The sequence below is a fragment of the Roseibium sp. SCP14 genome (genome assembly GCF_040329475.1).
Classification (GTDB): Bacteria; Pseudomonadota; Alphaproteobacteria; order Rhizobiales; family Stappiaceae; genus Roseibium.
On the sequence record NZ_JBDZYH010000003.1, the window covers coordinates 895,577 to 920,055 of the forward strand.

21 protein-coding genes are annotated in these 24,479 nt (G+C 55.3%); 10 read left to right on the forward strand and 11 right to left on the reverse strand.

All coding sequences use genetic code 11. The features are described 5' to 3' along the window. Positions 1-9: 9 nt before the first annotated feature. The 3 genes from ABLQ08_RS16680 to ABLQ08_RS16690 all read right to left on the reverse strand — a co-directional run bounded on the left by ABLQ08_RS16680 (position 10) and on the right by ABLQ08_RS16690 (position 3,611). Complete coding sequence (locus tag ABLQ08_RS16680) at positions 10-1,146, reverse strand: branched-chain amino acid ABC transporter permease (RefSeq protein ID WP_417714922.1); 1,137 nt, start codon at positions 1,144-1,146, stop codon at positions 10-12. Between the two features lie 4 nt (positions 1,147-1,150). Continuing rightward, the gene (locus ABLQ08_RS16685; protein ID WP_352944275.1) at positions 1,151-2,179 is read right to left on the reverse strand and encodes a branched-chain amino acid ABC transporter permease; all 1,029 of its coding nucleotides are present in this window, start codon (positions 2,177-2,179) and stop codon (positions 1,151-1,153) included. A gap of 85 nt (positions 2,180-2,264) precedes the next feature. Beyond that, positions 2,265-3,611, reverse strand: coding sequence for a substrate-binding protein (locus tag ABLQ08_RS16690; protein ID WP_352944277.1), 1,347 nt, complete (start codon positions 3,609-3,611; stop codon positions 2,265-2,267). A 489-nt stretch (positions 3,612-4,100) separates the two neighbouring features. On the opposite strand from ABLQ08_RS16690, the gene ABLQ08_RS16695 reads away from it, so the two are divergent. The 5 genes from ABLQ08_RS16695 (at position 4,101) to ABLQ08_RS16715 (ending at position 9,948) form a co-directional block, all read left to right on the forward strand. Next, positions 4,101-4,709, forward strand: coding sequence for a pyridoxamine 5'-phosphate oxidase family protein (locus tag ABLQ08_RS16695; RefSeq protein ID WP_352944279.1), 609 nt, complete (start codon positions 4,101-4,103; stop codon positions 4,707-4,709). A 167-nt stretch (positions 4,710-4,876) separates the two neighbouring features. Then, positions 4,877-6,919, forward strand: a complete 2,043-nt coding sequence (locus ABLQ08_RS16700) for a M3 family metallopeptidase (protein ID WP_352944281.1) — start codon at positions 4,877-4,879, stop codon at positions 6,917-6,919. 49 nt (positions 6,920-6,968) lie between these two features. Continuing rightward, positions 6,969-7,367, forward strand: coding sequence for a DUF423 domain-containing protein (locus tag ABLQ08_RS16705; protein ID WP_352944283.1), 399 nt, complete (start codon positions 6,969-6,971; stop codon positions 7,365-7,367). A 164-nt stretch (positions 7,368-7,531) separates the two neighbouring features. Continuing rightward, positions 7,532-8,860: a cytochrome P450 gene (locus ABLQ08_RS16710; RefSeq protein ID WP_352944285.1), complete on the forward strand. Its 1,329-nt coding sequence runs from the start codon at positions 7,532-7,534 to the stop codon at positions 8,858-8,860. Then, positions 8,857-9,948 carry a lysophospholipid acyltransferase family protein gene (locus ABLQ08_RS16715; RefSeq protein ID WP_352944286.1) on the forward strand — a complete coding sequence of 364 codons (1,092 nt, stop codon included), beginning with the start codon at positions 8,857-8,859 and terminating at the stop codon, positions 9,946-9,948. The genes ABLQ08_RS16710 and ABLQ08_RS16715 overlap by 4 nt, the downstream gene beginning before the upstream one ends. On the opposite strand, the gene fghA is transcribed toward ABLQ08_RS16715, so the two are convergent. Beyond that, a complete protein-coding gene (gene fghA / locus ABLQ08_RS16720; protein WP_352944288.1) occupies positions 9,945-10,772 on the reverse strand; it encodes an S-formylglutathione hydrolase in 828 nt (275 codons plus the stop codon). The two genes, ABLQ08_RS16715 and fghA, sit on opposite strands and share 4 nt — an antisense overlap. Before the next feature lie 160 nt (positions 10,773-10,932). Then, entirely contained in the window at positions 10,933-12,045 is a 1,113-nt protein-coding gene (locus ABLQ08_RS16725; protein ID WP_352944289.1) for an S-(hydroxymethyl)glutathione dehydrogenase/class III alcohol dehydrogenase, read from the reverse strand. Positions 12,046-12,435: 390 nt separating this feature from the next. On the opposite strand from ABLQ08_RS16725, the gene ABLQ08_RS16730 reads away from it, so the two are divergent. From ABLQ08_RS16730 to ABLQ08_RS16745, 4 genes are read left to right on the forward strand one after another with little or no spacing between them, the layout of a single operon-like run. After that, positions 12,436-13,689 (forward strand): sarcosine oxidase subunit beta family protein, encoded by a 1,254-nt coding sequence (locus tag ABLQ08_RS16730; RefSeq protein WP_352944290.1) that lies wholly within the window; start codon positions 12,436-12,438, stop codon positions 13,687-13,689. A gap of 14 nt (positions 13,690-13,703) precedes the next feature. Next, complete coding sequence (locus tag ABLQ08_RS16735) at positions 13,704-14,009, forward strand: sarcosine oxidase subunit delta (RefSeq protein ID WP_352944292.1); 306 nt, start codon at positions 13,704-13,706, stop codon at positions 14,007-14,009. Then, positions 14,006-17,008: a sarcosine oxidase subunit alpha family protein gene (locus ABLQ08_RS16740; protein WP_352944294.1), complete on the forward strand. Its 3,003-nt coding sequence runs from the start codon at positions 14,006-14,008 to the stop codon at positions 17,006-17,008. The genes ABLQ08_RS16735 and ABLQ08_RS16740 overlap by 4 nt, the downstream gene beginning before the upstream one ends. Continuing rightward, positions 17,001-17,576, forward strand: a complete 576-nt coding sequence (locus tag ABLQ08_RS16745; protein ID WP_352944296.1) for a sarcosine oxidase subunit gamma — start codon at positions 17,001-17,003, stop codon at positions 17,574-17,576. The genes ABLQ08_RS16740 and ABLQ08_RS16745 overlap by 8 nt, the downstream gene beginning before the upstream one ends. A 122-nt stretch (positions 17,577-17,698) precedes the next feature. On the opposite strand, the gene ABLQ08_RS16750 is transcribed toward ABLQ08_RS16745, so the two are convergent. Then, positions 17,699-18,385 (reverse strand): DUF1194 domain-containing protein, encoded by a 687-nt coding sequence (locus ABLQ08_RS16750; RefSeq protein WP_352944298.1) that lies wholly within the window; start codon positions 18,383-18,385, stop codon positions 17,699-17,701. Positions 18,386-18,598: 213 nt separating this feature from the next. Here ABLQ08_RS16750 and ABLQ08_RS16755 point away from each other — a divergent pair, with 213 nt between their 5' ends. Then, positions 18,599-19,315, forward strand: coding sequence for an endonuclease/exonuclease/phosphatase family protein (locus ABLQ08_RS16755; protein WP_352944300.1), 717 nt, complete (start codon positions 18,599-18,601; stop codon positions 19,313-19,315). A 20-nt stretch (positions 19,316-19,335) separates the two neighbouring features. On the opposite strand, the gene ABLQ08_RS16760 is transcribed toward ABLQ08_RS16755, so the two are convergent. From ABLQ08_RS16760 to ABLQ08_RS16780, 5 genes are all read right to left on the reverse strand, one after another. Next, positions 19,336-20,829, reverse strand: coding sequence for an inorganic phosphate transporter (locus ABLQ08_RS16760; RefSeq protein ID WP_352944437.1), 1,494 nt, complete (start codon positions 20,827-20,829; stop codon positions 19,336-19,338). Between the two features lie 189 nt (positions 20,830-21,018). Next, positions 21,019-22,527: an inorganic phosphate transporter gene (locus ABLQ08_RS16765; protein WP_352944302.1), complete on the reverse strand. Its 1,509-nt coding sequence runs from the start codon at positions 22,525-22,527 to the stop codon at positions 21,019-21,021. 146 nt (positions 22,528-22,673) lie between these two features. Continuing rightward, on the reverse strand, positions 22,674-23,159 hold the full coding sequence (locus ABLQ08_RS16770) for an NUDIX hydrolase (protein WP_352944304.1): 486 nt from the start codon (positions 23,157-23,159) through the stop codon (positions 22,674-22,676). A 113-nt stretch (positions 23,160-23,272) separates the two neighbouring features. Continuing rightward, entirely contained in the window at positions 23,273-24,163 is an 891-nt protein-coding gene (locus ABLQ08_RS16775) for a nitrilase-related carbon-nitrogen hydrolase (protein WP_352944305.1), read from the reverse strand. Positions 24,164-24,247: 84 nt separating this feature from the next. After that, positions 24,248-24,439, reverse strand: coding sequence for a hypothetical protein (locus ABLQ08_RS16780; RefSeq protein WP_352944307.1), 192 nt, complete (start codon positions 24,437-24,439; stop codon positions 24,248-24,250). Between the last annotated feature and the right edge of the window lie 40 nt (positions 24,440-24,479).

Genomic DNA, 24,479 nt, shown 5'->3' on the forward strand with positions numbered 1-24,479 from the left:
CGTACATCCTTACTCAGCTGGGGCGGTTGCGCCCGTTGGCGCGGATTTGCGTGAAGAACGACTGAACAGACGCGTAATCCTGGAGATGCCTTCCATGAGCCCTCCCGGCAGGAAGATCACGATCAGCATGAAGAGCACACCGAGCGTCAAATGCCAGCCTTCACCAACAAACAGACCGGTAACGGCAACGACCGGGTATTCCAGGAAATCGGGCAGGAAACCAAAGATCTGATGCAAGGTCTGTTCGTTGAATGCCGAGAAAATGTTCTCGAAATACTTGATCAGCGCGGCACCGAGGATCGGTCCGAGCAACGTACCGGCTCCGCCCAGAATGGTCATGAGAACCACCTCGCCGGATGCAGTCCATTGCATGCGTTCAGCTCCGGCCAGGGGGTCCGTGATACACATCAGCGCACCGGCGAGACCTGCATACATGCCCGAAATCACAAAGGCTGCGAGCGTGTAAGGACGTGGGTTAAGTCCCGTGTAGTTCATCCGGTTCTGGTTGGTCTTCACAGCGCGCAACATGATGCCGAAGGGAGACCTGAAGATCCTTTGTGCAACGAAGAAGCCAATCAGAAGCACGACCGCACAGAAGTAGAAACCCGCATACCCCGTCATCTCGATCCCGAACAGTGACGAAATCAGCGGTCCGTCTGTTGCCGAAGAACCATCAAAGATACGTGGATCGCTTTCCAGAACGCGAAGTCCGGTCTCGCCGTTGGTAATCGGCGTCAGAACCGAATAAGCCAGATTGTAAGACATCTGCGCAAAAGCTAGCGTGAGGATCGAGAAATAGATCCCTGAACGACGCAGGGACACATAGCCGATTGCCAGCGCGAAAACACCGGAGGTGACGACAGCAAGAACAGCCGCCGGGATCGGGTTCATGCCAAGCAGCTTGAACGACCAGACCGCGGTGTAGGAACCGACGCCCAGGAATGCCGCATGCCCGAAGGACAGATATCCCGTCAGACCGAAGAGCAGATTGAACCCGGTTGCAAAAAGACCAAAGATGGCAAACTTCTGCAACAAGTCCGGATACCCGGCGCCGATCGGCGCCAGCCAGATCGGCATCGTCAGAACCGCGGCTGCGAAAATCACGAAATAGATAGCGTCACGCGCAGGAGAAGAAGTCATTGTCATGTTCTTAGCTCTCCATGACGCCTTTGCGGCCCATCAACCCGCGCGGCCGCACGAGCAGGATAACCACTGCTACGAGATAAATGATGATTTGGTCGATACCCGGGAAAATCGCTTTCACTTCGTTCATGGAGGCGAACGACTGGAGAATGCCAAGCAGGAAACCTGCAGCGACAGCGCCGGGCAAAGATCCCATTCCACCGACGACGACCACAACGAAGCTGAGGACGAGGAAGTCCATGCCCATATGATAGTCCGGTGGCAGGATCGGCGTGTACATGACGCCGGCAAGACCTGCGACCACGGCTGCAATCGCGAAAACGATGGTGAAACGTCGTTGAATGTTGATGCCCAGAAGACCGACCGTGTCGCGATCCGCCATCCCGGCTCTTACCACCATGCCGAATGTCGTGAATTGAAGGAACGCGAAGACGGCGGCAATCACGGCCGCGGCAAAGCCGAGATAGACCATTCGCCAATAGGGATAGACGATCACACCGGGGTCGAAGCCCAATGCCGCGCCAATATCGGCGGCGCCTCGCACGGCACCTGGAGCGGCCTGGGGAATGGGGTTCGCACCGAAGATCGATTTGATGATTTCCTGCAGAACAATCGCCAGCCCGAACGTCACAAGGATCTGATCGGCATGTGGCCGGTTGTAGAAATGCTTGATCAGTCCGCGTTCCATGATGAAACCGACAAGCAACATCACGGGAATGGCGATGAGAATGGAAACTGGTACCGAGTAGTTGAGGACCCAGGCTCCGAAATCACCCAGATACGCTTCGACATACGGGGTGCGGACTTCAAGAGGCGTGCCCCAGGCAGTTGTCTGCGTCGGATCAACCGTGACCAATTCGAGACTGAGCAATGCGTTGAAAGACACCGCACAAAAGGCGCCGAGCATGAAAAGCGCCCCATGGGCGAAGTTGACGACCCCAAGGGTCCCGAAAATCAGGGTCAGTCCGAGAGCGATCAACGCATAGGCGCCGCCCTTGTCCAACCCATTGAGCAATTGAAGTAGAATCACATCCATGGTTTTGCCGCCAGCTGCTGAGCCTTCCCCCAAAAAACGACAGCCGCCGGTGGCCGGGCCTCCGGCGGCTGCTTTTCACAAGACTTTAAGCGCCGTTGTTACAAGCACCCAGCTCGCCGCCGAGCATGTCTGCAGGATATTCAACCTGCGAACGCGGGGTCACTTCCACAACTTCCAGAACGTCGAACTGCGAGCTTGGGTTTTCCTTACCCTTCACAACGAGAACGTCCTTGAAGCACTGGTGGTCTTCCGCACGGTAGAGGGTCGGACCGTTGCCCATGCCGTCGAACTCGAAGCCTTCGAGCGCAGCTGCAATGGCGCAAGGCTCGAACGTTCCGGCACGCTGAGCTGCATCAGCATAAAGCAGGGCCTGAACGTAGCAGGTGTGCGCAGCCTGGCTCGGCGGGAAACCGTATTCCTGACCGAAAGACTTAACGAACGCCTTGGAGCCTTCGTCCTGCAGCGACCAATGCCAGTTTGTGGAACCAAAAATGCCCTTGACGTTTTCACCTGCACCTTGCGCCATCAAGCGGGAGTACAGCGGCACGACAATCGCGAAGTCCTTACCGTTGACCTGTTTATCACGAAGCCCGAACTGAACCGCCTGTGTCAGGGAGTTCACCATGTCCTTGCCGTAGTGGTTCAGGACCAACACGTCAGCCCCGGAGTTCAGAACCGGTGTGATGTACTGCGAGAAGTCACCCGCACCCAGGGGCGTGCGAACGGCAGCTGCTGTGTTCCAGCCCAAGCCTTCGGTGTATTTCTTGATCGAACCTTCCTGCGACCAGCCCCAGGTGTAGTCTGCGGTCAGGTGATAAGCGGTCCGGTCGGTACCAAACGCATTCTTGAGAACCGGAGCCAATGCAGCGCCGGACATTTCGGTGTTGAAGAAATGGCGGAAACCGTTCTTGCGCTTATCCTTGCCGGTCGTGTCGTTGGAGTGTGTCAGACCGGCCATGAAGATAACGCCGGCTTCCTGACAAAGAGACTGAACCGCAATGGCCACACCTGACGACGAACCGCCGGTGATCATCACTGCACCGTCTTTTTCGATCATACGCTTCGCAGACGCGCGCGCAGCATCGGATTTGGTCTGGGTGTCACCGGTCACATACGCGACTTTCTTGCCGTTCACGCCGTTGCCCTCAAGGGCCTTGGACGAAAACGTGTTCAGCATGCCGCCGTCACCTTCACCGTTGAGGTGCTTGACCGCAAGCTGATAGGCGCGCAGTTCGTCGGCGCCTTCATCGGCATATGCGCCTGTTTGCGGAACATTGAAGCCCAGAATGACTTCAGCCCCTGTCGGCTCGTTCAGATAACCTGCGGACCAGGCTTTGCTGGTAAAGATCGTCGGCGTGGCAAGAGCTGCCCCGCCCATCGCACCGGCGCGAAGAATCGAACGGCGGTTAAGGGGTTTACGAATTAAGCTCATACTTTCCTCCCAGAAAGGCATGGCGGTCCACCTCGGACACGCCTGCAGTAGCTGTACAGCCGCAAGCAGCACTGACCTGTTCCCCGACCGGATACCCGGTTCCTCATTGCCAAAACTGCAAGCTACATCGACTGTAAAAAGAGCAATTACAAAACAGCAATACGACTATCGGCGCGCCCACTTGAGAACGCTTATTATACTTTCGAAGTATTCATGGCTAATTTTCTACATATAACTGAATATTATCTCGCATCGCACCATCAAAAATCTTCTGCAAATCCAACCGATTAATATTTATCATTTCTGCGCCGCAAAGTTCCGTGAACGTAATGGTCAGAAAACGATACAATTATCAAACACTTATACGAAAGTTGCATACAGAGTCCGCCCTCAATACCGCCAAAGCGAGTTTGACGGCTCCCCGCCACGAAATATATGGTCCATTTGCCTTCGACACCCTGCCCAATCAGAACACCAGGAAACTGATTCATGACCATTTTGGCGTCATTGGACGAACTTCACGCCCATTACGGCACCGCAGGCGAGGCTTCGTTGATCAAAGAAATCGACTATCTTTGTCCGGCCTACAGAAAGATCGTCGAAGCTTCGAAATTTTGCGCCTTGTCTACTTGCGGTCCCGAGGGAACAGATTGTTCACCGCGCGGAGATGATGAGCCTGTCGTCCGCATCCAGGATGACAGAACCTTGCTGATGCCTGACAGACGAGGAAACAACAGGCTTGATTCCCTACGCAACATCATTCGCGACCCTCGCGTTTCTCTGATGTTCATGGTTCCGGGGTGGAACAATGTCTTGAGAATCAACGGAAGAGCACTGCTGTCAATCGACCCTGATCTCCTTCTGTCATTTGAAAAGGAAGGCAAGCAACCGAGGTCTGTTATCGTTGTTCAAATCGATTCCGTTTATTTTCAGTGCGCCCGCGCGATCATTCGTGCGGATGTCTGGAATCCCGAAAAGCAAGTCTCGCAAGGCGAATTGCCGTCTCCTGGAATGATCATGCAGGAAATAAAGGAGTGCTTTGATGGGGAGACCTATGATCGGGAATGGCCACAGCGTGCAGCCAAGAGCATGTGGTGACCTGAACAGCGGTAACTCGGACGCAGTCCCCAGCTCAAACCGTTCAAAGATCACAAACCGACTACGAATGACTGATTTCAATTGACGCATTCAACGCATTTTTCTTTGAACCGCCAAACTTCGACGCCATATCTGACGAACACAGAATTTCTCAACCGAGGACACTCATGACCGCCAATCCGCTGCTTGCCGACTGGACCACCCCGTTTGAATTGCCACCATTCGATGCGATCGAACCTGCGCATTTCGAGGAAGCGTTCGATATCAGTATGAAAGAAGCGCGGCAGGAGAGCGATGCGATCGCGGATCAAGAGGCTACGCCGACTTTTGAAAACACAATCGCGGCACTGGAAAAATCCGGAAAGCAACTGACAAGGGTTGCCCGTACGTTTTTCAATCTGACAGGAGCGGACACCAACGAAGCGATCCAGAAAATTGAAAGGGACATTGCCCCCAAGCTCGCCAAGCATTCCTCCGACATGCTGCTGAACGCAAAACTGTTTGCCAGAATTTCAGCCCTTTGGGATCAACGTGAAGCGCTTGACCTCGGTGAAGAGGAAGAAAAGGTACTGGAACGCTATTACAAGATGTTTCAGCGAGCAGGCGCCGGCCTGGACGAAAGCGGAAAGACCCGCATGGCAGAGCTCTCACAGCGCCTGGCGACCCTCGGAACCAGTTTTTCGCAGAACGTCCTGAAAGATGAAGCCACCTATCAACTGGTTCTCGAGAGTGACAAAGACCGGGCCGGATTGCCGGACTTTCTACTGACCGCCGCCGCAGAAGCTGCGAAGGAACGAGATCTGGACGGCAAGCACGTCATTACGCTTTCCCGCTCTTCCATTGAGCCGTTTCTGCAATTCTCCACCAACCGCAGACTGCGTGAAGAAGCGTTCAAGGCCTGGTCCGCCCGAGGCGAAAACGGTGGGGACACCGACAATCAGGATATAATCAAAGAAACGCTGCTGCTGCGCTCCGAAAAGGCGAAGATGCTGGGGTTTGCCGATTTTGCGTCCTTCAAGCTGGATGACACAATGGCGAAAGCTCCGGAGAACGTGCGCGAGCTGCTGACGAAAGTCTGGCAACCGGCGGTCACGCAGGCGCGCGACGAGGAAGCCAAGCTGGCGGAGATGGCGCAATCAGATGGCGACAATCACGTAATCGAGGCATGGGACTGGCGTTTCTATTCGGAAAGGGTCCGTAAGGCGGAACACGATCTCGATGAAGCCGAGCTAAAGCCCTACCTGCAACTCGACAACATCATTCAAGCGGCTTTCGATACAGCCAGCCGGCTGTTCGGTCTTTCCTTCAAGGAACTTGAGGGCCTGCCGGTCTATCATCCCGACGTCCGTGTTTTTGAGGTCAATGACCGGCATGGCAACCATGTCGGGTTGTTCCTGGGCGACTACTTCGCGAGGTCTTCAAAACGTTCGGGCGCCTGGATGAGCGGTTTCCGTTCCCAGCACAAAACAGATGGAGACGTGACACCAATCATCGTCAACGTCATGAACTTCTCAAAAGGAGCTCCAGGAGAAGCGTCACTATTGACCTTCGACGACGCCAGGACGCTGTTTCACGAGTTCGGTCACGCGTTGCATGGACTCTTGTCCAACGTGACCTACCCGATGATTTCCGGCACAAGTGTCGCGCGCGATTTTGTCGAGCTCCCCTCCCAGCTTTATGAACACTGGCTGTCCGAACCGGAAGTGCTGTCCAAATTTGCAGTCCATTACAAGACCGGAGAGCCGATGCCTCAAGCACTTCTGAAAAAGTTGCTTGCCGCGGCAAACTTCAACCAAGGATTTGCGACGGTCGAATACACTGCGTCGGCACTGGTCGACCTGGAGCTGCATCTTCTTGATGATCCGAAAGACATCGATATCGCCGATTTCGAAAAGCGTGAGCTGGACAAGATCGGAATGCCGCACGCCATCACAATGCGGCATCGCGTTCCTCATTTTCAGCACGTCTTTTCCGGAGACGGCTATTCGGCCGGATACTACAGCTACATGTGGTCGGAAGTGATGGACGCTGATGCTTTTGAGGCTTTCAAGGAGGCAGGCGATGTTTTCGACCCTGAGACAGCGGAGAAACTTCTGAAGTTCATCTACTCGGCAGGAGGCCGGCCGGACCCGGAAGAGACATATGTTTCTTTTCGCGGACGTGCTCCAAAGATTGATGCGCTTCTTGAAAAACGCGGGTTTGCAGCCTGAAGATCATGCGGCCGGTTAAAGCCGGCTGCTCTCATTGCCTGAGGAAGTCATGATCAAACCGATGTCTCCGCCAGTCAAACAGACGGTACAGCTTCTGCGGATTGGCCTTGTGCTTGCCGGCCTGACAGGCGCTCTTGGCGTTATCAGCCTTGCATTGTCTGCGCATTCGTCGGCGCCGCCCCGATTGGGCACAGCTGCTCAAATGCTGTTGTTTCACGCGCCGCTCTTTTTGGGGATTGGTGTTCTTGCCCAGATACGGCAAGTTCCCCTTCTTCCCTTCGTTGCGATTTTTCTAGGACTCGGGCTTCTTCTTTTTTGCGGCGACCTTTTCAGCAGGATCCTGACCGGTCAGCGATTGTTTCCCATGTCGGCCCCGATAGGCGGGATGCTGATAATTGTGAGTTGGGTCGGACTGGCTCTGAGCGCTTTACGTGTTAAGCCCAAGTGACTAATAGTCACTCACTGGGTTATTCCGAGTTGTAAACCTCGTGAATTTGGATTGATTTTGTGACCGCTTCCCTTCAACGGCCTACGGAATTACGAAACTCCGGGCAGTCCCAATCGTCTCCGCCGGAGGATTTCGTTCCTCCCTACCCTTTCCGGTACGAAAAGATGCCGCCAGTCTGGTCTCTGATCGGCATGGCGAAACGGAATTTTCTGTCAATCTGGGGGTTGGACGATTTTCAAAGCAGACTGAGAAGCAAAAAGGTTTTCACCCGAGAACTGGTCATCTGCAATCGACCTGATGTTGTCCGCGAAGCGTTTCAGACCAATCACGAAGTGCTCCAGCGCAAGAGCCCGCAAATGCGTCACGCATTGGAGCCCCTGCTTGGGGATGGACTGTTTATTAGCGACACTGAAACCTGGGTAAAGCGGCGCAAAATCGTCGCTCCGATCATCCATGGATCGCGCGTCAGGGGATTCGCGCCGATCATGACCGATACGATCGAAGAAAAGCGCGATGAATGGTCCGCATTAGGCAACGGCGCCGAGATCGACACCCTGGCCGAAATGGCGCACCTTACGGCCGAAATTATCTGCAGGACCATATTCGGACGCGAACTGGGCAAAGACTACGCCTCTGAAGTCGTGCAAGGTTTTTCCGACTACCAGCGTCATATCGACCAAATCGACATACTGTCACTTCTCGGGCTTCCAGAATGGCTGCCCCGCTTCCGCGGGCGAGCCATCAAGAAACCGGTCAACCGCATCATGAGCGTCCTTGATGAGATCATCGACAGCTATGAATCCCAAAAACAGAAGGGCGAAGCATCGGTTATCGGAGGTCTTCTGGAAGCGCGTGACGATGAAGGCAATCCACTCAGTAGGGAAGCGATCCGAAGCGAAGCTGCCGTCATATTCATGGCAGGCCATGAAACCACCGCGAATACGCTCGCATGGGCATGGTTCCTGTTGTCGCAAAGCAAACGGTGCCGCAAAAAGCTTCAAAAGGAGCTGGACACTGTTCTTGCCGGCCGTACACCGGGCTTCGAAGATGTCGCCAAGTTGCCCTACACAAAGGCAATCATAGAAGAAACCCTGCGTCTTTATCCGCCTGTCCCAATCCTGGCGCGTGAGGCAATGTCGGACACGACAATCGGCGGCAAGTCCATTCCAAAGGGCTCGCTGGTGATGGTTGTACCGTGGCTCATGCACCGCAACCCGGCGCTCTGGTCGAAGCCTGATGCGTTTTTGCCCGAGCGGTTCACCAATCCGAAAGCCAAGAAACCAAACAAATACGGGTACGTTCCTTTCAGCATTGGACCGCGTATCTGTGCAGGGTTACAGTTCGGAATGACCGAATCTATCCTGAGCCTTGCGATACTTGCTCAGAAATTCGACCTGAGACTCAAGGAAGGCACTGACGTCCAGCCTGTTGCCCGTCTTACGCTGCGCCCTGGCGACAGTCTGCCGATGACCCTGCACTCCCGAGCTTCATGAACAAACCCTTCAAGCTAGAAGATATTCCGTTTGAGGAAACCTTGGCGGAAGAACCTGAACTTCCGCCAATTCGTGATATTCTCGCGCGCGACCCCTCGTCTCGCAAAACAGCTTACATCCATTGGTTTCGGCACACGATAGACGGGGTTCTCAATACCATCTTTCACACTGGCCTCAGATATTGCCCCGACTGGTTTGTATCCGAATTCGGGCGCGCGCTCGTTCCCCTCGCCCGCTGGTCTTATCGAAACAAGATTTTTCCCTCGCGGATCGAGCGAAATTTTGCCGCTCTTACTCAAGGCTCCTGGCAACACAGAATTCAGGAGCAACACGGATTGAACCGGTGGTGGCAAAACATCGGTCGAACCATATCAGAATTCTGCGTCGTCAATGATTTATGGAGAAAATCTCGTATTTCAGTTGAGGGAATTGAAAATATTGAATCTGCCCGACGGTCCGGAAGGCCGCTAATATTTACGTCGATGCATCTTGGCACCTGGGAAGCTCTGTTCGTAGCAATTCACGACGGTCTCGCGAGACCGAGCATCGGGCCTTTTCAACCAGAACCGAACCGTTTCAAGAACCGCATCGTTCACGCCATCCGGAGAAAGCGCGAACAGTATTTGTTCCCTCCCGGGCAACGCTCGGCCTACCGGCTTCACAGGCTGATGAAGACTGGCCGCTATTCCATGACCATCTTCATCGACGAGGTTCGAAACAAGCAGGTGCACCTGCCTCTTTTCGGCAGAAAAGCGCCAGACAGAGGCAATGCAGTTGTTGCAACAAAAATTGCCAATGCCTGCGATGGTGTTCTTGTGCCGACATATTTGAAGCGCACCGGACCGGCGCGTTTCAAGATGGTCGTCCTTCCCCCCATTCAAGGCCAGGACGCGACTGCGAGTTACGATGTCAGCAAAACGGTAATGGCACTGAATGACGTCTTTGAGCCAATCGTGCTGAACCATATAGACGAATGGTACATGCTGGGAGAGCTGCGCTTGCCCAAAAACTTCGAGCAAGGGACTTATGCAAAATCCCTTGCTGCGAAGAATACCGAAAGGCGGCTAAAAGAAGCCAGTACCCCCTAACCTTTCAACCGCTCTGCATGCCAGGCAACATGATCACGCGCAAAAGTGGACACGAAGTAGTAGGAGTGGTCGTACCCCTTCTGCAGTCGGTAGCTGTGCGCAGTTTTGGTCTCTACCAGCGCAGTCACCAGAGATTCCGGCTTCAGAAGGTCGTAAAACTGATCATCGGCACCCTGATCGATCAGAATGTCTCCGCTCCAGCCTCTTTCCTTTAACAACAGTGACGCGTCGTTCGCCGACCAACTTTCCTCGGCAGATCCAAGATAAGCGCCCAACTGCTTTCTGCCCCAATCGGATTGTGTCGGGTTCGCAATCGGTGCAAAGGCGCTCAGTGATTGATAGTGCCCGGGATACTTCATTGCCAAGGTCATGGCACCATGGCCGCCCATGGAATGACCGGTAATACCATGATGAACGGATACCGCGAATTTTTCAGTTACAAGATCACGCAATTCGCTTGCGACATATGTTTCCATCTGAAAATTTGGGCTCCAGGGCGCCTGTGTCGCGTTCACATAGAACCCGGCTCCCTGCCCCAGATCGTAAGCATCGTCATTTGCAACACTTTCTCCCCGTGGGCTGGTGTCGGGCAGAACGATTGCAATGCCAAACTCAGCAGCGTGAGCCTGCAAACCTGCTTTTGTCATCGCGTTTTCGTGGGTGCATGTCAGCCCGGAAAGATACCAAAGAACCGGCACTGGCCCGTTTTCGGCCTGCGGCGGCATGTAGACCGCAAATGTCATCTCGCAAGCGCAGGCTTCCGATGCATGGCTGTAAACACCTTGCACTCCGCCGAACGCCTTGTTTTCTGAAATAATTTTCATCGGCATAAGCCCTTTTGAGTTTCCCTTGCCCCAGATGCCGCTCACCTGGAACGTAATTGGCCGAGGCCTCAGCTGCCCTTCTTCATTTGAGCGAAGTCGGGGCGGAAGAGGCCTGCGGCCGCACCATCAAGGATAAGACTATCGATCGCCTTCTCAGGACTTAGTAGACGACGACCGAGCGGATCGACTCACCTGCATGCATCAAATCGAAACCCTTGTTGATGTCTTCAAGCGGCATCGTATGGGTGATCATCGGATCGATTTCGATCTTGCCGTCCATATACCAGTCAACGATCTTCGGAACGTCTGTCCGGCCTCTTGCGCCGCCAAATGCAGTGCCCTTCCAGACACGTCCGGTCACCAGTTGGAACGGACGGGTCGCGATTTCCGCGCCTGCAGGGGCAACACCGATGATAATGCTCTCACCCCAGCCCTTGTGAGCCGATTCCAGCGCGGTCCGCATGACATTCACGTTTCCGGTCGCATCGAAAGTGTAGTCGGCGCCCCCCTTGGTGAGGTTCACAAGATATGGCACCAGGTCGCCATCGACTTCGCTCGGATTGACGAAATCGGTCATGCCGAAACGGGTTGCCATTTCGACTTTCGCCGGATTGAGGTCCACACCGACAATCTGGTCGGCACCGGCAAGACGCAGGCCCTGAATCACGTTGAGGCCGATTCCGCCCAACCCGAACACGATTGCCCGTGAACCTTCTTCGACCTTGGCCGTGTTGATTACTGCCCCGATACCGGTCGTGACACCACAACCGATGTAGCAGACCTTGTCGAATGGAGCATCCGGGCGAATTTTGGCCAACGCGATTTCAGGAACCACGGTGTAATTGGCAAAGGTTGAAGTGCCCATGTAGTGCAGAATCGGATCGCCATCGAGTGTGGTGAAGCGCGAGGAGCCATCGGGCATCAAGCCCTGGCCCTGGGTTGATCGAATCGCCTGACAGAGATTGGTCTTGGGATTCAGGCAGTACTCGCAATTGCGGCACTCGGGAGTGTAAAGCGGAATGACGTGATCGCCGGGCTTCAATGTCGTCACGCCCGGCCCGACTTCCACCACGACACCTGCCCCTTCATGCCCGAGAATTGCAGGAAACAGTCCCTCGGGATCCGCTCCCGACAGGGTGAATTCATCCGTATGGCAAATGCCGGTGGCTTTGATTTCCACCAATACTTCGAACGCACGCGGACCTTCCAGGTTCACGGTGGTGACTTCGAGCGGTTTTCCGGCACCAACGGCCACAGCTGCACGAACTTCCATGGATGGATCTCCCAATTCTAGTGTTTGATGGAGAGTTACCGCGCCCCGCGCCAATTGCAAGAACCGAAACGGCATCTGGTGTCGGGTTTGCGCAATCGAACGAAAAAATCCACCCAAAAGGTTGCCGGCGCCAATGGAAAGAACCTTGTGATTTCCCGCTCTTAATGGCTCAGTAATGTGTCTGGACACTCCCTGTCCGACACCTATGTCGTATTCTGACAAACAAGCGACTGAAACCTTATACGCAAGCTAGCGCGCAATCGGGATTATGCCGGAAATGGACGGGCGCTGATTTAATTCGCTAAGGTCCCGCCCTGAACTATTCAACAAATCAGGATCATTCTCGATCATTGTGATGGAGAAGCCTGAAACGTGCGGAGCCGCTGATTTATGAAGCGTTATTCCTTCCTGGAATTGGCGAAAAACGCCTTTTCCGCGCACCAGAACTGGGGTCGCCAATGGCGTGCTCCCGAGCCCAAGGCCGAGTACGACGTGGTCATCGTCGGTGCCGGTGGTCATGGCCTGGCAACAGCCTATTACCTTGCCAAAGAGCACGGCATCCGCAACGTAGCCGTGCTTGAAAAAGGCTGGCTCGGTGGCGGAAACACGGGCCGGAATACGACGATCGTGCGGTCAAACTACCTCTGGGAAGAGAGTGCGGGCCTCTACAATCACGCGATCGGTCTGTGGCAAGGTTTGTCGCAGGAGCTGAACTACAACGTCATGTATTCGGCCCGCGGTGTTATGATGCTGGCCCATACGGTTCATGACGTTCAGGTGGCTCAACGGCACATTCACGCAAACCGCCTCGCCGGTGTGCAGAACGAATGGCTGACGCCCGAGCAGGCGAAGGAATATTGCCCGCCGCTCAACATCGAAAAGAATATCCGCTATCCGGTCATGGGTGCCGCGCTTCAACGCGTTGGCGGAACGGCCCGGCACGATGCTGTGGCCTGGGGTTACGCACGTGGTGCGGACAACCTTGGTGTCGACATCATTCAGAACTGTGCCGTTACCGGTATCCGCCGGAGTCAGAATGGTGCTGTCGAGGGCGTCGAGACAGCCAAGGGCTTCATCAAGGCGAAGAAGGTTGGCGTCGTTGCTGCAGGACATACCTCTGTCGTCATGGACATGGCTGGTGTGCGCCTGCCGCTGGAATCCTTCCCGCTTCAAGCGCTCGTTTCCGAGCCGGTCAAGCCGGCTTTCCCATGCGTGGTGATGTCCAACACGATCCACGCCTATATCTCGCAATCCGACAAGGGCGAACTCGTTATCGGCGCGGGAACGGATCAGTTCGTTTCCTATTCTCAGGCCGGTGGCATCCACATCACCAATCACACGATCGATGCAATCTGCGAACTTTTCCCGCATTTCCGCCGCATGCGGATGCTGAGAAACTGGGGTGGCATCGTGGACACCACACCGGATCGCTCGCCGATCCTCTCCAAGACACCGGTGCAGGGACTTTACGTCAACTGTGGCTGGGGAACGGGCGGCTTCAAGGCGACGCCGGGATCCGGACACGTATTTGCACACACGATCGCAAAAGACGAACCTCATCCAATCAACGCACCTTTCACCATCGACCGTTTCCGCACCGGACGTCTCATCGACGAAGCGGCAGCTGCCGCCGTGGCGCACTAAGGGAGATCATCGACATGCTGCTGATTTATTGCCCTTACTGCCAGGTTGAGCGGGCAGAAACCGAATTTCACTGCGGAGGCGAAGCCCACATCGCGCGCCCGGCCGACCCAAGCAAGGCCAGCGACGAGGATTGGGTGGAATTCCTCTACATGCGCAACAATCCGAAAGGCCTCACGGCGGAACGCTGGCGCCACAACAACGGCTGTGGACGTTTCTTCAATGCAGTGCGCGATACCGTGAGCGACAAATTCCTGAAATTCTACAAGGCCGGAGAACCTATGCCGGATCTTGAAGCGATTGCTAAGGAGGCCGGCAAATGAGCCAGCCATTCCGTACTGAAAAAGGCGGCCGGATCGACCGCGGTCAACAGCTTTCCTTCACCTTCGACGGGGAGCAAATGCAGGGCCACAAGGGCGATACCCTCGCCTCTGCGCTTCTTGCCAACGGCGTGCATCTCGTTGGACGCTCGTTCAAGTATCACCGTCCGCGCGGCATTGTCACCGCGGGTTCCGAAGAGCCGAACGCACTCGTCGGAATCTATCGAAACGGTGACCAGACCCCGAACCTTCGCGCGACCCAGGTCGAACTGTACCAGGGACTGCAGTCCATCTCGCAGAACCGGTTTCCATCGCTTGGCTTCGATGTAGGTGCAGTCAATGACTGGCTCTCGCCGTTTTTCCCGGCTGGGTTCTATTACAAGACCTTCATGTGGCCGAAATCCTTCTGGGACAAGGTTTACGAACCGGTCATCCGTGCAGCTGCAGGTCTTGGCAAGCCTCCAAAGAACCCGGACCATGACCACTACGGCAACATCTACACGTTGTGTGATGTTCTGGTTGCCGGTTCCGGTCCGTCCGGCCTGGCTGCCGCTCTTGCCGCGGCCGAAACAGGTGCGAAGGTCATCTTGTGTGACGAGCAAGCCGAGTTCGGCGGCTCGCTGCTGAGCGAAACAAGCGCCAGCATCGACGGCAAGGATCCAGCAGACTGGGCGGCGGAAGGCATCGCCAAGCTCCGTGCGATGGACAATGTCACCCTGCTGAACCGCACGACAGCATTCGGTTACTTCGCGCACAACTTTATCGCGCTCGCCGAACGGGTTACGGAACACGTCTCCAATCCTGATCCGAAGCTGCCGCGTGAACGTCTTTGGCAGGTACGCGCCAAGGAAGTGGTGATTGCGACCGGCGCGATCGAACGCCCGATGGTGTTCCCTGAAAACGATCGCCCTGGCATCATGCTTGCCGAAGCGGGGCGCACCTACCTCAATCGATATGGCGTCAAGGTGGGTCACAAGGTTCTTGTGGCGACGGCCTGCGATACCGCCTGGCAAGTCGCCTTCGACCTCGCCGATCATGGTGTTGAAGTCGCTGCTATCGCAGATATGCGCGAGAATCCGCCTGAAAGCCTGATCTCGATCGCCAAGGCTCGCGGTATCCGGGTGGAAACCGGTTGTGTTGTCACCGGCACCTTGGGACGCAAGCGCGTCAAGGCAGCCCTTCTCGGCCGTATGATGACCTCCGGACAGGTCGCCTCGGCCGGCCAGATCGCCTGTGATGCACTGCTGATGTCAGGTGGTTGGACCCCAACCGTCAGTCTCTATTCGCAGTCTCGCGGCAAAGTGGTCTGGGACGCAGAAAAAGGTGCCTATGTACCTGGCAAGTCCGTTCAGAACGAACGGTCTGTCGGTGCGGCGAAGGGCCTTTACGGTCTTCAGGCAAGCCTGGAGAACGGCTATGCAGCTGGCGAAGAAGCTGCAAAAGCGGCGACAGGAAAGTCCGCAAAGGTCACATACGCGCAGGCAACTGGCGGCGAGGCCGGAAATGGCGGAACGCTCGGAGCGATCCCTCACGACCGCAACGCATCCAAGGTCAGAGCCTGGGTTGACTATCAGAACGATGTCACCGCGAAAGACGTCAAGCTGGCGGTTCGCGAAGGCATGCAGTCTATCGAACACATCAAGCGCTACACGACAACAGGCATGGCAACCGATCAGGGCCGCCTGTCGAACATGAACGCGTTGCAGATTGCATCTGGCGCGCTTGAACGGCCGATGGTCGATGTTGGTCTGACCACCTTCCGCCTGCCCTATACCCCGACAACGTTCGGCCTCTTTGCGGGCATTTCGCGTGGTGACTTTTTCGACCCCGTCCGCAAGACACCTTCGCATGACTGGGTCGTTGAACAGGGCGGCGTTTTTGAAGATGTCGGCCAGTGGAAACGCACATGGTACTTCCCCAAGGACGGTGAAGACATGCATGCTGCGGTCGCACGCGAGTGCAAAGTGGTACGCGAAAGTGTCGGTCTCTTCGACGCCTCCACTCTCGGCAAAATCGAGGTTGTCGGACCGGATGCAGCCGAGTTTCTGGAGCGGATGTACACCAACCCCTGGAAGAAACTGGCGCCGGGTCGCTGCCGCTACGGCTTGCTGCTCAATGATGCCGGCTACATCACCGATGATGGGGTCATCGGCCGCCTTGCGGAAGACCGCTTCCACGTGACAACAACAACAGGTGGCGCGCCGAGTGTCTTCTCCACAATGGAAGACTACCTGCAGACGGAATGGCCGGATCTTGATGTGTGGATCACCTCCACCACCGAACAGTATGCTGTTGCTGCCGTACAAGGACCCAAGGCGCGGGAAGTAATCGCTCCGTTCATCGAGGGTATCGACCTTTCCGCTGATGCCTTCCCGCACATGAGCGTCAAGGAAGGCACCTTCTGCGGTGTTCCATGCCGCTTGTTCCGGATCTCCTTTACCGGGGAACTCGGTTTCGAAATCAACGTCCCCCGTCGCCACGGCAAGATGATGTGGGAGACGCTGGCAAAGGAAATCGAGAAACACAACGGCACCACCTACGGCACCGAGTCCATGCACGTGCTGCGTGCCGAGAAGGGTTACATCATCGTCGGCCAAGACACCGATGGTACCGTGACACCTCAGGACGCAGGCATGACATGGGCGATCGGCAAGAAGAAGCTCGACTTCGTCGGCAAACGCGGTCTGGAACGGTCCGACCTGAAAGCAGACAACCGTCCGCAGTTCGTCGGTCTGCTGACCAAGGATCCGAAAGTCAAACTTGAGGAAGGCGCACAGATCACGACTGCTCAAAACCCGGCAACAGGTACGCCTGCAGAAGGGCATGTGACGTCGTCTTATTACAGCCCCGCGCTGGACCGGACCATAGCGCTGGCAATGGTGAAGAACGGCCACGCGCTGGAAGGCAAGACACTTTACGTCCCCATGCCAGATGGCAGCATTCCGGTCGAAGTGACCGGTACGGTGTTCTATGACAAGGAAGGAGCGCGGATCAATGTCTGATCTTCTGGCAAGCGACCTGATTACTCCGGATGCGGGCGAGAACCCCCTCCTGAACCTCAGCAACGTCTCGATCCTGAAGGCAACACCAATTACTCGCTTGTCCTTCAGAGCGCGCGAAGTTGCGCTCAAGGATGCGGGCGCCGCATTTGGCGCTGCTCTTCCGGTAATACCGCTGGCATCAGAGACTGCCGACAAGCGCGCCGCTCTGTGGATGGGGCCTGATGAGTGGACACTGTTGGCCCCCGAGGACGAGCTCAAATCCGTCTTTGACGGCATCGAAAACAAACTTTCCGAGACCCCGCACGCACTTGTTGACGTTTCGGAGCGCTCGGAAGCGATCATCGTCAGCGGGGAAAAGGCTGTCTGGCTGCTCAACACCGGTATCTTCATCGACCTCTCCGTCGAGGCATTTCCGGTCGGAAATGTTACGCGTACGGTGTTTCACAAGTCTCCGGTCATGATCTGGCGTACAGGACCTGACACTTTTGTGGTCGAGGCCTGGGTTTCCTTCATGGATTATGTTGCAGGTCTGCTGGTGCAATCGGCTCGAGAACTGGAAGCTGCCTGAGGTCGCTCTGGCCAATCCGCTTCGGACACGCTCACGACTTTGCAGGGAGACAACACCCTGCAAAGTCATTCCGCTACCGATCACCTTTCATCGGGATTTCAAACCTGGTTCGGACGTGGTCACTACCGGTGCTCAGCATATCGTAGCCCAAGAATTTCCCGCAGGAGTTTGCGGATCATCGCCTCGGTGTAGTCCTCGTAGCTGTTCATCGCCTGGATGAAAGCGCCAGGCCCCCTGATGACCTTGTTTTCAAAGTAAGTATAGGTCCGCTCTTCTTTGCGGATGACCAGTGCGTTCACGGTCACATCCGCAAAATCATTGGCAAAGTATGCAGCGTGAGGGTCATAGCCTTCGTTGTTAATACCGTCTGCCGAAACATCGATAACCTGCCTGTCGCATACCGCCGGAGCACCATCGAGCACCTTGGAGGCGTGGGCAAGCGCGTGACCCAGCGCAGTCAGAAATTCCCTGCTGTCGCGAGTATTTCCTGAAATTTCATCTGCCGCTGCTCTGATGCTTTTCTCGTCCGAGAGAAAGCGCCAATTCAGCAAAGTGTTCTGCTGATATCTGCCGCTCCATTCAAAACTGTGAAGCCAAATACCGCCAACAGTCTCAATTGCTTGTACAACATCTTCATCTTGCAGCGCCGTCGCGATGCCGCGTTGCTGCAAATCGTATTCGTCCTCGCTGATGCTGGCCGAGACATCTACAGCAAGCACGAGCGCGAGAGAGCAGGCTCTAGCGGGTGACTGCATAGTCAAGGCAACAGCAGCAACCGCGAGCACAAACTGTATCATTGCCGGCATCATGGACCGGCACTTGCCCAGGATCTGCATTGAGCAAGCGATTACCATTGGATTGCTTCCTCTTTCGCTTATGGAATTATGGCAGTTACGCTAAGCAGTGCAAGTCATCCTGCATCTGCGTTTCTTTGCGCGATTGAGGCTGGCGATAGATCAATTTTTTGCGCGCGCTGCTCTCGCTCTTGCAAAACCACGCCAAACCACGACAATTTCCTGATTATGCTAAAAATCGGTTCTTACAACATTCAGAAGGCAATTGGCGTTGACGCACGCCGCCGCCCCGACCGGACCTTGAAAGTGATCCAGGAGCTCAATTGCGATGTGCTGGCACTGCAAGAGGCGGACAGAAGATTCGGTCCTCGGGAAAGCTCCTTGAACCGCGAAAGCATCTTGTCTCAGACCGACTATAGGCCGGTTCCGTTCGCCACGCGCGAGAGAAGCCTGGGCTGGCATGGCAACGCAATCCTGGTTCGCAGTGACATCGAGATCCTCAGTCATCGACGGATTGACCTGCCAACCCTCGAGCCACGCGGGGCCGTTGCAGTGGATCTTTCAATTGCAGGCGAAAAGATACGCGTTGCAGCGATGCATCTCAGCCTTGTCGGTCATTTCCGCAAAAAGCAGATTTCATCCCTCATGCATCAACTGCATGAACATCTTGATTATCTGCCAACGGTTCTGATCGGAGACCTTAACGAGTGGCGAAATTCTGCTGACAGCCTGAAGCTGTTCGAGGAACGCTATGAGGTGACCACGCCAGGCCGCAGCTTTCCAAGCCCCCTGCCCGTCGGCAGTCTGGACAGGATCATCACAAGCCCTGAATTCACCGTTCGGCAGGCCGGTGTCCATAAATCCAAGACAGCCCGGGTGGCGTCCGACCACCTGCCTGTCTGGGCGCATTTGACGCTCGACCCGTCCGGTCACCTTCCGGGCTGAGCGTCCTTGCTTGTATCAGATCAGAAGATCATTTTCGAAATCACGAAGAAAAGGGCAGCCGAGAGCACCGCTGCAGCCGGAACAGTGATGATCCAGGCCGCGATGATTGTCATGAAGTGGGCTCTGCGTACGAGGTGACGGCGTGCCTGCTCTTCCCTGTTTTTCACCGGACGGAGCTTCGTTTGGCCGCTCGCCTGGCGCTTGTTCACGTAATCCAGCCGGCGGGACGAATGCTCGGTATACCACTCACGGAAAAACCCGACGCCGAACACGGCTCCAACCGCAATATGCGTTGAGCTGACCGGTAGTCCCAGTCCAGACGCAATGATAACGGTAATCGCCGCTGACAGTGATACACAGTATGCACGCATCGGATTGAGTTTCGTGATCTGCTGACCGACCATGTTGATAAGCTTGGGGCCAAAGAGCAGGAGGCCGAATGAGATACCAAAGGCACCGACCGCCATGACCCAAAGCGGGATGCTGACCTTTGCTGCAACATCTCCGAGCTCGGCAGTATGCACGATTGCCGCCAGAGGCCCAACGGCATTGGCGACATCGTTCGCTCCGTGAGCAAATGAGAGCAAGGCAGCCGAACAAACAAGCGGAACCGAAAACAGGATACGCAGGGACTGGTTTCGGTTCTCCAGACCTTCCGACTGGCGCCGGATGACGGGGCGAACAAGAAACCAGACAACAAACCCCACTGCCGCGCCAATCAGCAACGAGAGTGGCATGTCGATTTTCATGATCTTTTTCAGCCCCTTGAGGGCAAGATAGCTGGAAAAAGCTCCCGCCATGACCCCGATAAGAACCGGAACCCACCGGCGGGCCGCTGCGATCTTGTCGTCCTGGTAGATGATGAAGACCTTGATGAAGGCAAGAAAGACTGCCGCTATGATCCCGCCGAGAAATGGGGAAATGACCCAGCTTGCCGCAATGCTGCCCATCGTCGTCCAGCTGACGGCATTAAATCCTGCAGCAGCGATGCCCGCACCCATGACGCCGCCCACGATCGAATGGGTCGTTGAAACCGGAGCGCCGATCCACGTTGCAAGATTGATCCAGAGAGCCGAAGCGACAAGCGCCGCCATCATCGCGGACATGAACACATTGGCATTGGAAACCGCCGCCGGGTCGATAATACCTTTGGAGATCGTTCCAACGACATCACCACCGGCGATCAACGCTCCTGCACTCTCGAACACTGCGGCGATGATAAGAGCTGTCACCAGGGTCATGGCCCGCGATCCGACTGCGGGTCCAACATTATTGGCGACATCGTTGGCACCGATGTTCAGCGCCATATAGGCGCCGATTGCAGCTGCGGCGACGATCAGGACACCGCCCGGCGTGCCCGACATGGAAGCGCCGGCTGCCACTGCGCAGATCACTATAAATATGAGAGCGATACCCGGAGCGATTAAGCCACGGCTTATCGAGCCTGCGGCCTCTTCCATCGAACTGAACTTGATGAGGTCCTTGTCGAGGGTAGGTTTCTTGAGATTTTGCATTGCTGTTTCGCTGGTCAGCATTCGACTTGCAGACCTGGCTGCAAGGAATGGCAGGTACTTGACGGCGCCTGCCATATATCATCGACCTGAAAGGTCAACCGCGCTGGTCAAAATAGCCAAAAATATTTTCCGGCTATGTTTCCAGCCTCGGCAAATCTAACAATCGAACCGTTGCACTCTTTGCTCACCTCAGGAAAGAACGATACTGAGGATGTTGTAAATGAGTGCCGCAAAGAGTGCGCTCGCCGGAACGGTGACGACCCATGCGGCAATAATGGTCACAAAGTTCGCACGCCGCACGAGCAAACGCCGTCTGCGTTCTTCACGATTTCTGAGCATCTTTCGTGGTTTGAGCTGCCCACCTTCGGAGACAAAGCGGTTGCGGTGCCATTCCCGGTAAAATCCGACACCAAAGACAGCCCCGACTGCGATGTGAGTGGAAGAAACCGGCAATCCGAACCCGGATGCCGTCAACACCGTTGCAGCTGTTGCAAGGGTGATACAAAACGCGCGGACCGGGCTCAGTTTTGTGATCTGTTTGCCGACAACGGTCACGAGACGACGCCCAAACAACAACAATCCCGCCGAAATGCCAAATGCTCCCACTGCACTCACCCAGATCGGCACCTCCGGGTTCAGACTTCCCATGAACCAGAAACTGAGGTCGGTAATGTCGTTTGATTGGCTGAGCACGATTGCCGCAAGGGGGCCGATTGCATTTGCGACATCATTCGCACCATGGGCAAACGACAGAAATGCCGCGCTCACCATGAGCGGAATGGCAAACAGTTGCCGAAGCGATCTGGAATTGTTCTCCAGTACAACGGTCTGAGCTGACACAACGTTTCCGTAGATCCACCAGACCAAGACACCTGTCGCCAGAGACACGAGCAAAGCCGCCCAACCGGGAAGATCCCAGAACAGGTCACTAGTCTTGATCAGCACGTAAGCGGTGAAGGTCGCCGCCAAAACTCCCAGGAGCACGGGAAGCCAGAACCGGGCGGCATCCAACTTGTTCTTTGTGTAGATCAGTCTGGCATTGATGAAGGCCATCACCATGGCTGCCACCAATCCCCCCAGGACGGGAGAGACAACCCAGGTTGCCGCAATCGTGGAGATTGTCGTCCAGTTGATTGCCGAAAAACCACTCACCGCTATACCCGCGCCAACAACCCCACCGATGATGGAATGCGTGGTTGAAACCGGAGCCCCGACGATCGTCGCAAAATTGATCCAGAGCGCAGAGGCGGCCATTGCCGTAATCATGGCCAGCATGAAGGAAAAATTGTCAGGAACGTCGCTGGGACTGAGAATATTGCCGGATATGGTCGTCACGACGTCCCTGCCGGCAAGCAGTGCGCCCGCACTTTCGCAAATTGCGGCGATGATCAGCGCCCCGGTCAGGCTGACGACCCGTGCACCAACAGCCGGGCTGACATTGTTGGCGACGTCATTCGCACCAATGTTCAGGGCCATGTAGCCTGCAATCACACCGGCCGCGATCAACAGGAGTGCATCGGAAATGCCCGAGGACATTACCTGGGTCGCAGCCACCGCCGCGCAAAGCACAAGAAAAATGATCGCAAGCCCGGGTCCGCTCAGTCTGCGGCCCATGGCTTCGGCTGCATCGCTGACGAACCCGATTTTGTCGAGATCCTTGTCCAGGGCCTTGGATTTCAAGTCCTTGTTTGTCAGCACGCAGCTTGCCTCTTTCGTTCCTCGGGTTTGCTGCACCCGTCAGCAGTATCGAAGAACCTGGGTTGATGACTATTAACAATGGATCGCACAAGCGAACGACACTGACGCGTCAGTGTCGATTCATGTTCAACCTTTGTCAGGCTGGCTTATACGAGACTTGAGCGATGACGATGCAGGAAGCGCCTCAACGTGTTTTCATCCACAAGTTCTGCGGCTTCGGACAAGGGCAGCCATGCACATTTCCTCTGACCCATTTCCGGAAACTTCTTCAATTGCTTCTCAAAGCTGATCTTGAAGACGACCACCTTGGTTCGAATTTTCAAACCATTGGACAATCCCTTGAAAGATCGGAAGCTTCCGATTGCCTTGGGATCAGTTTCGCCAACAACGCCTGCTTCTTCATAAGCCTCGATGGACGCCGTTTCGAATGCGGGCTTGTCCTTTTCCGGCCATCCTTTGGGGAGAATCCAGCGTCCCGTATCACGGGTGGACACCAGAAGTATCTCAGGCTCGTTCTTACCAGGCCGATAACACAACGCCGCAATTTGCAGTCTGGCCGGCTTGATAAACAAGCCACCCAGTCCCCGCAACCACGAGACATCCTGAAAGTGTACCGACCTAGCGAATCCCATCTCCACACCTAATACTTTAGTTAGGCGGCTATATAAGAGGTTCTAGGAACACCGTCCAGTAAAAAGTGCACTTTGTGCACATTTATGTATGATTTAAAGACATCACAATGTTCTTATTCCACGGCTATGGAGACGTGATCCGCCGTCCAGGCACCTGGCCAGACTTCTGCATTTCCTTCCTTGAGTTTCCTCAATTGCAGCAACGGAACAGAAGCAAACAAAAACGGTTCCTCACGATTTGATCCGTCGGTCGGTAGAAGATCCGCTCCCACTCCGGTAAACCCGAACTCCTCTTCGCACGGCAGATAAAGCGCGGCTCCGGAAACGTTGGTATCGTTCTGTGTTGTTCCCTTCGAGGTCCCAACCGTTCCACAAACTGCAACCGCGCACATCAACTCGACCGCTCTGGCTTTCGCGCATCCGTAAACGCGATGATATCCGGAGAGCTTTTCAGTCATCGAAGGTACAAGCAGCAAGTCGACGTCCTGCCTGGCCAATAAGCTGCTCAGCGCGGGCATCTCCACGTCAAGACAGATCAGGATCGCCATCTTCAGGCCATCGAGTTCAAAGACACGAAGCTTGTCGCCCGGTGTCAGCCGCCAAGTGTCAGCGCTCTGTTCAAAGGGGGTCAGGCTGAGTTTGTCCTGGCGAATGTCACGCCCATCGGCCGTCAGCAGGACGGCTGTATTGGTAATGCCAATATCCGTCCTGACCGGCATCGTACCGGCGAGCAGAGAGACACCATATTTTTCCGGCAAGGGCGCCAGTCGTTCAAGCAGGTCCCGACCGACGTCGGCAAGAAAACTCATTTCCTGATCAGGTTGCAAACCCTCCGGTTTGAAGGCAAGACAACATTCAATCAGGTATTCTGGAAGCTGCAGAAGTCTTGCACCGCGATTGGCAGCGCTTTTTATGCCCTCTTCAATCTGATCAGCAAGAGCGGTCACCGAAACCGGTGCGCGTCCGAGATTGAAAGACCAGAGAGCGATTTGATAATCCGTCATTGCGCCACGCCAGTTTCAGCAAAGGTAAGCGCAAGACATAAATGAGATTTTCAGAAAAGATCAAGCCCGAAAGGAGCCGTCAGATCAATCGATGAACAGTCCGACAAAAGCAGCCAAAACCACCAAAAAGGCAGTCCCGACAGCTTCGGTTTTCGGTTCTTTGGGTAGTGCGGTCATCTTTGCTGAACGACGAACTTCACGGATTCCCTTCAACGCATTGTCGGTCCTGCGTTCAATTTCCGCAAAATATGGCGAGAGCTCATTCTGAGCACGCATTCCAATCCCTCACGATTCCTTCGATCGGACAAAGGCTAGA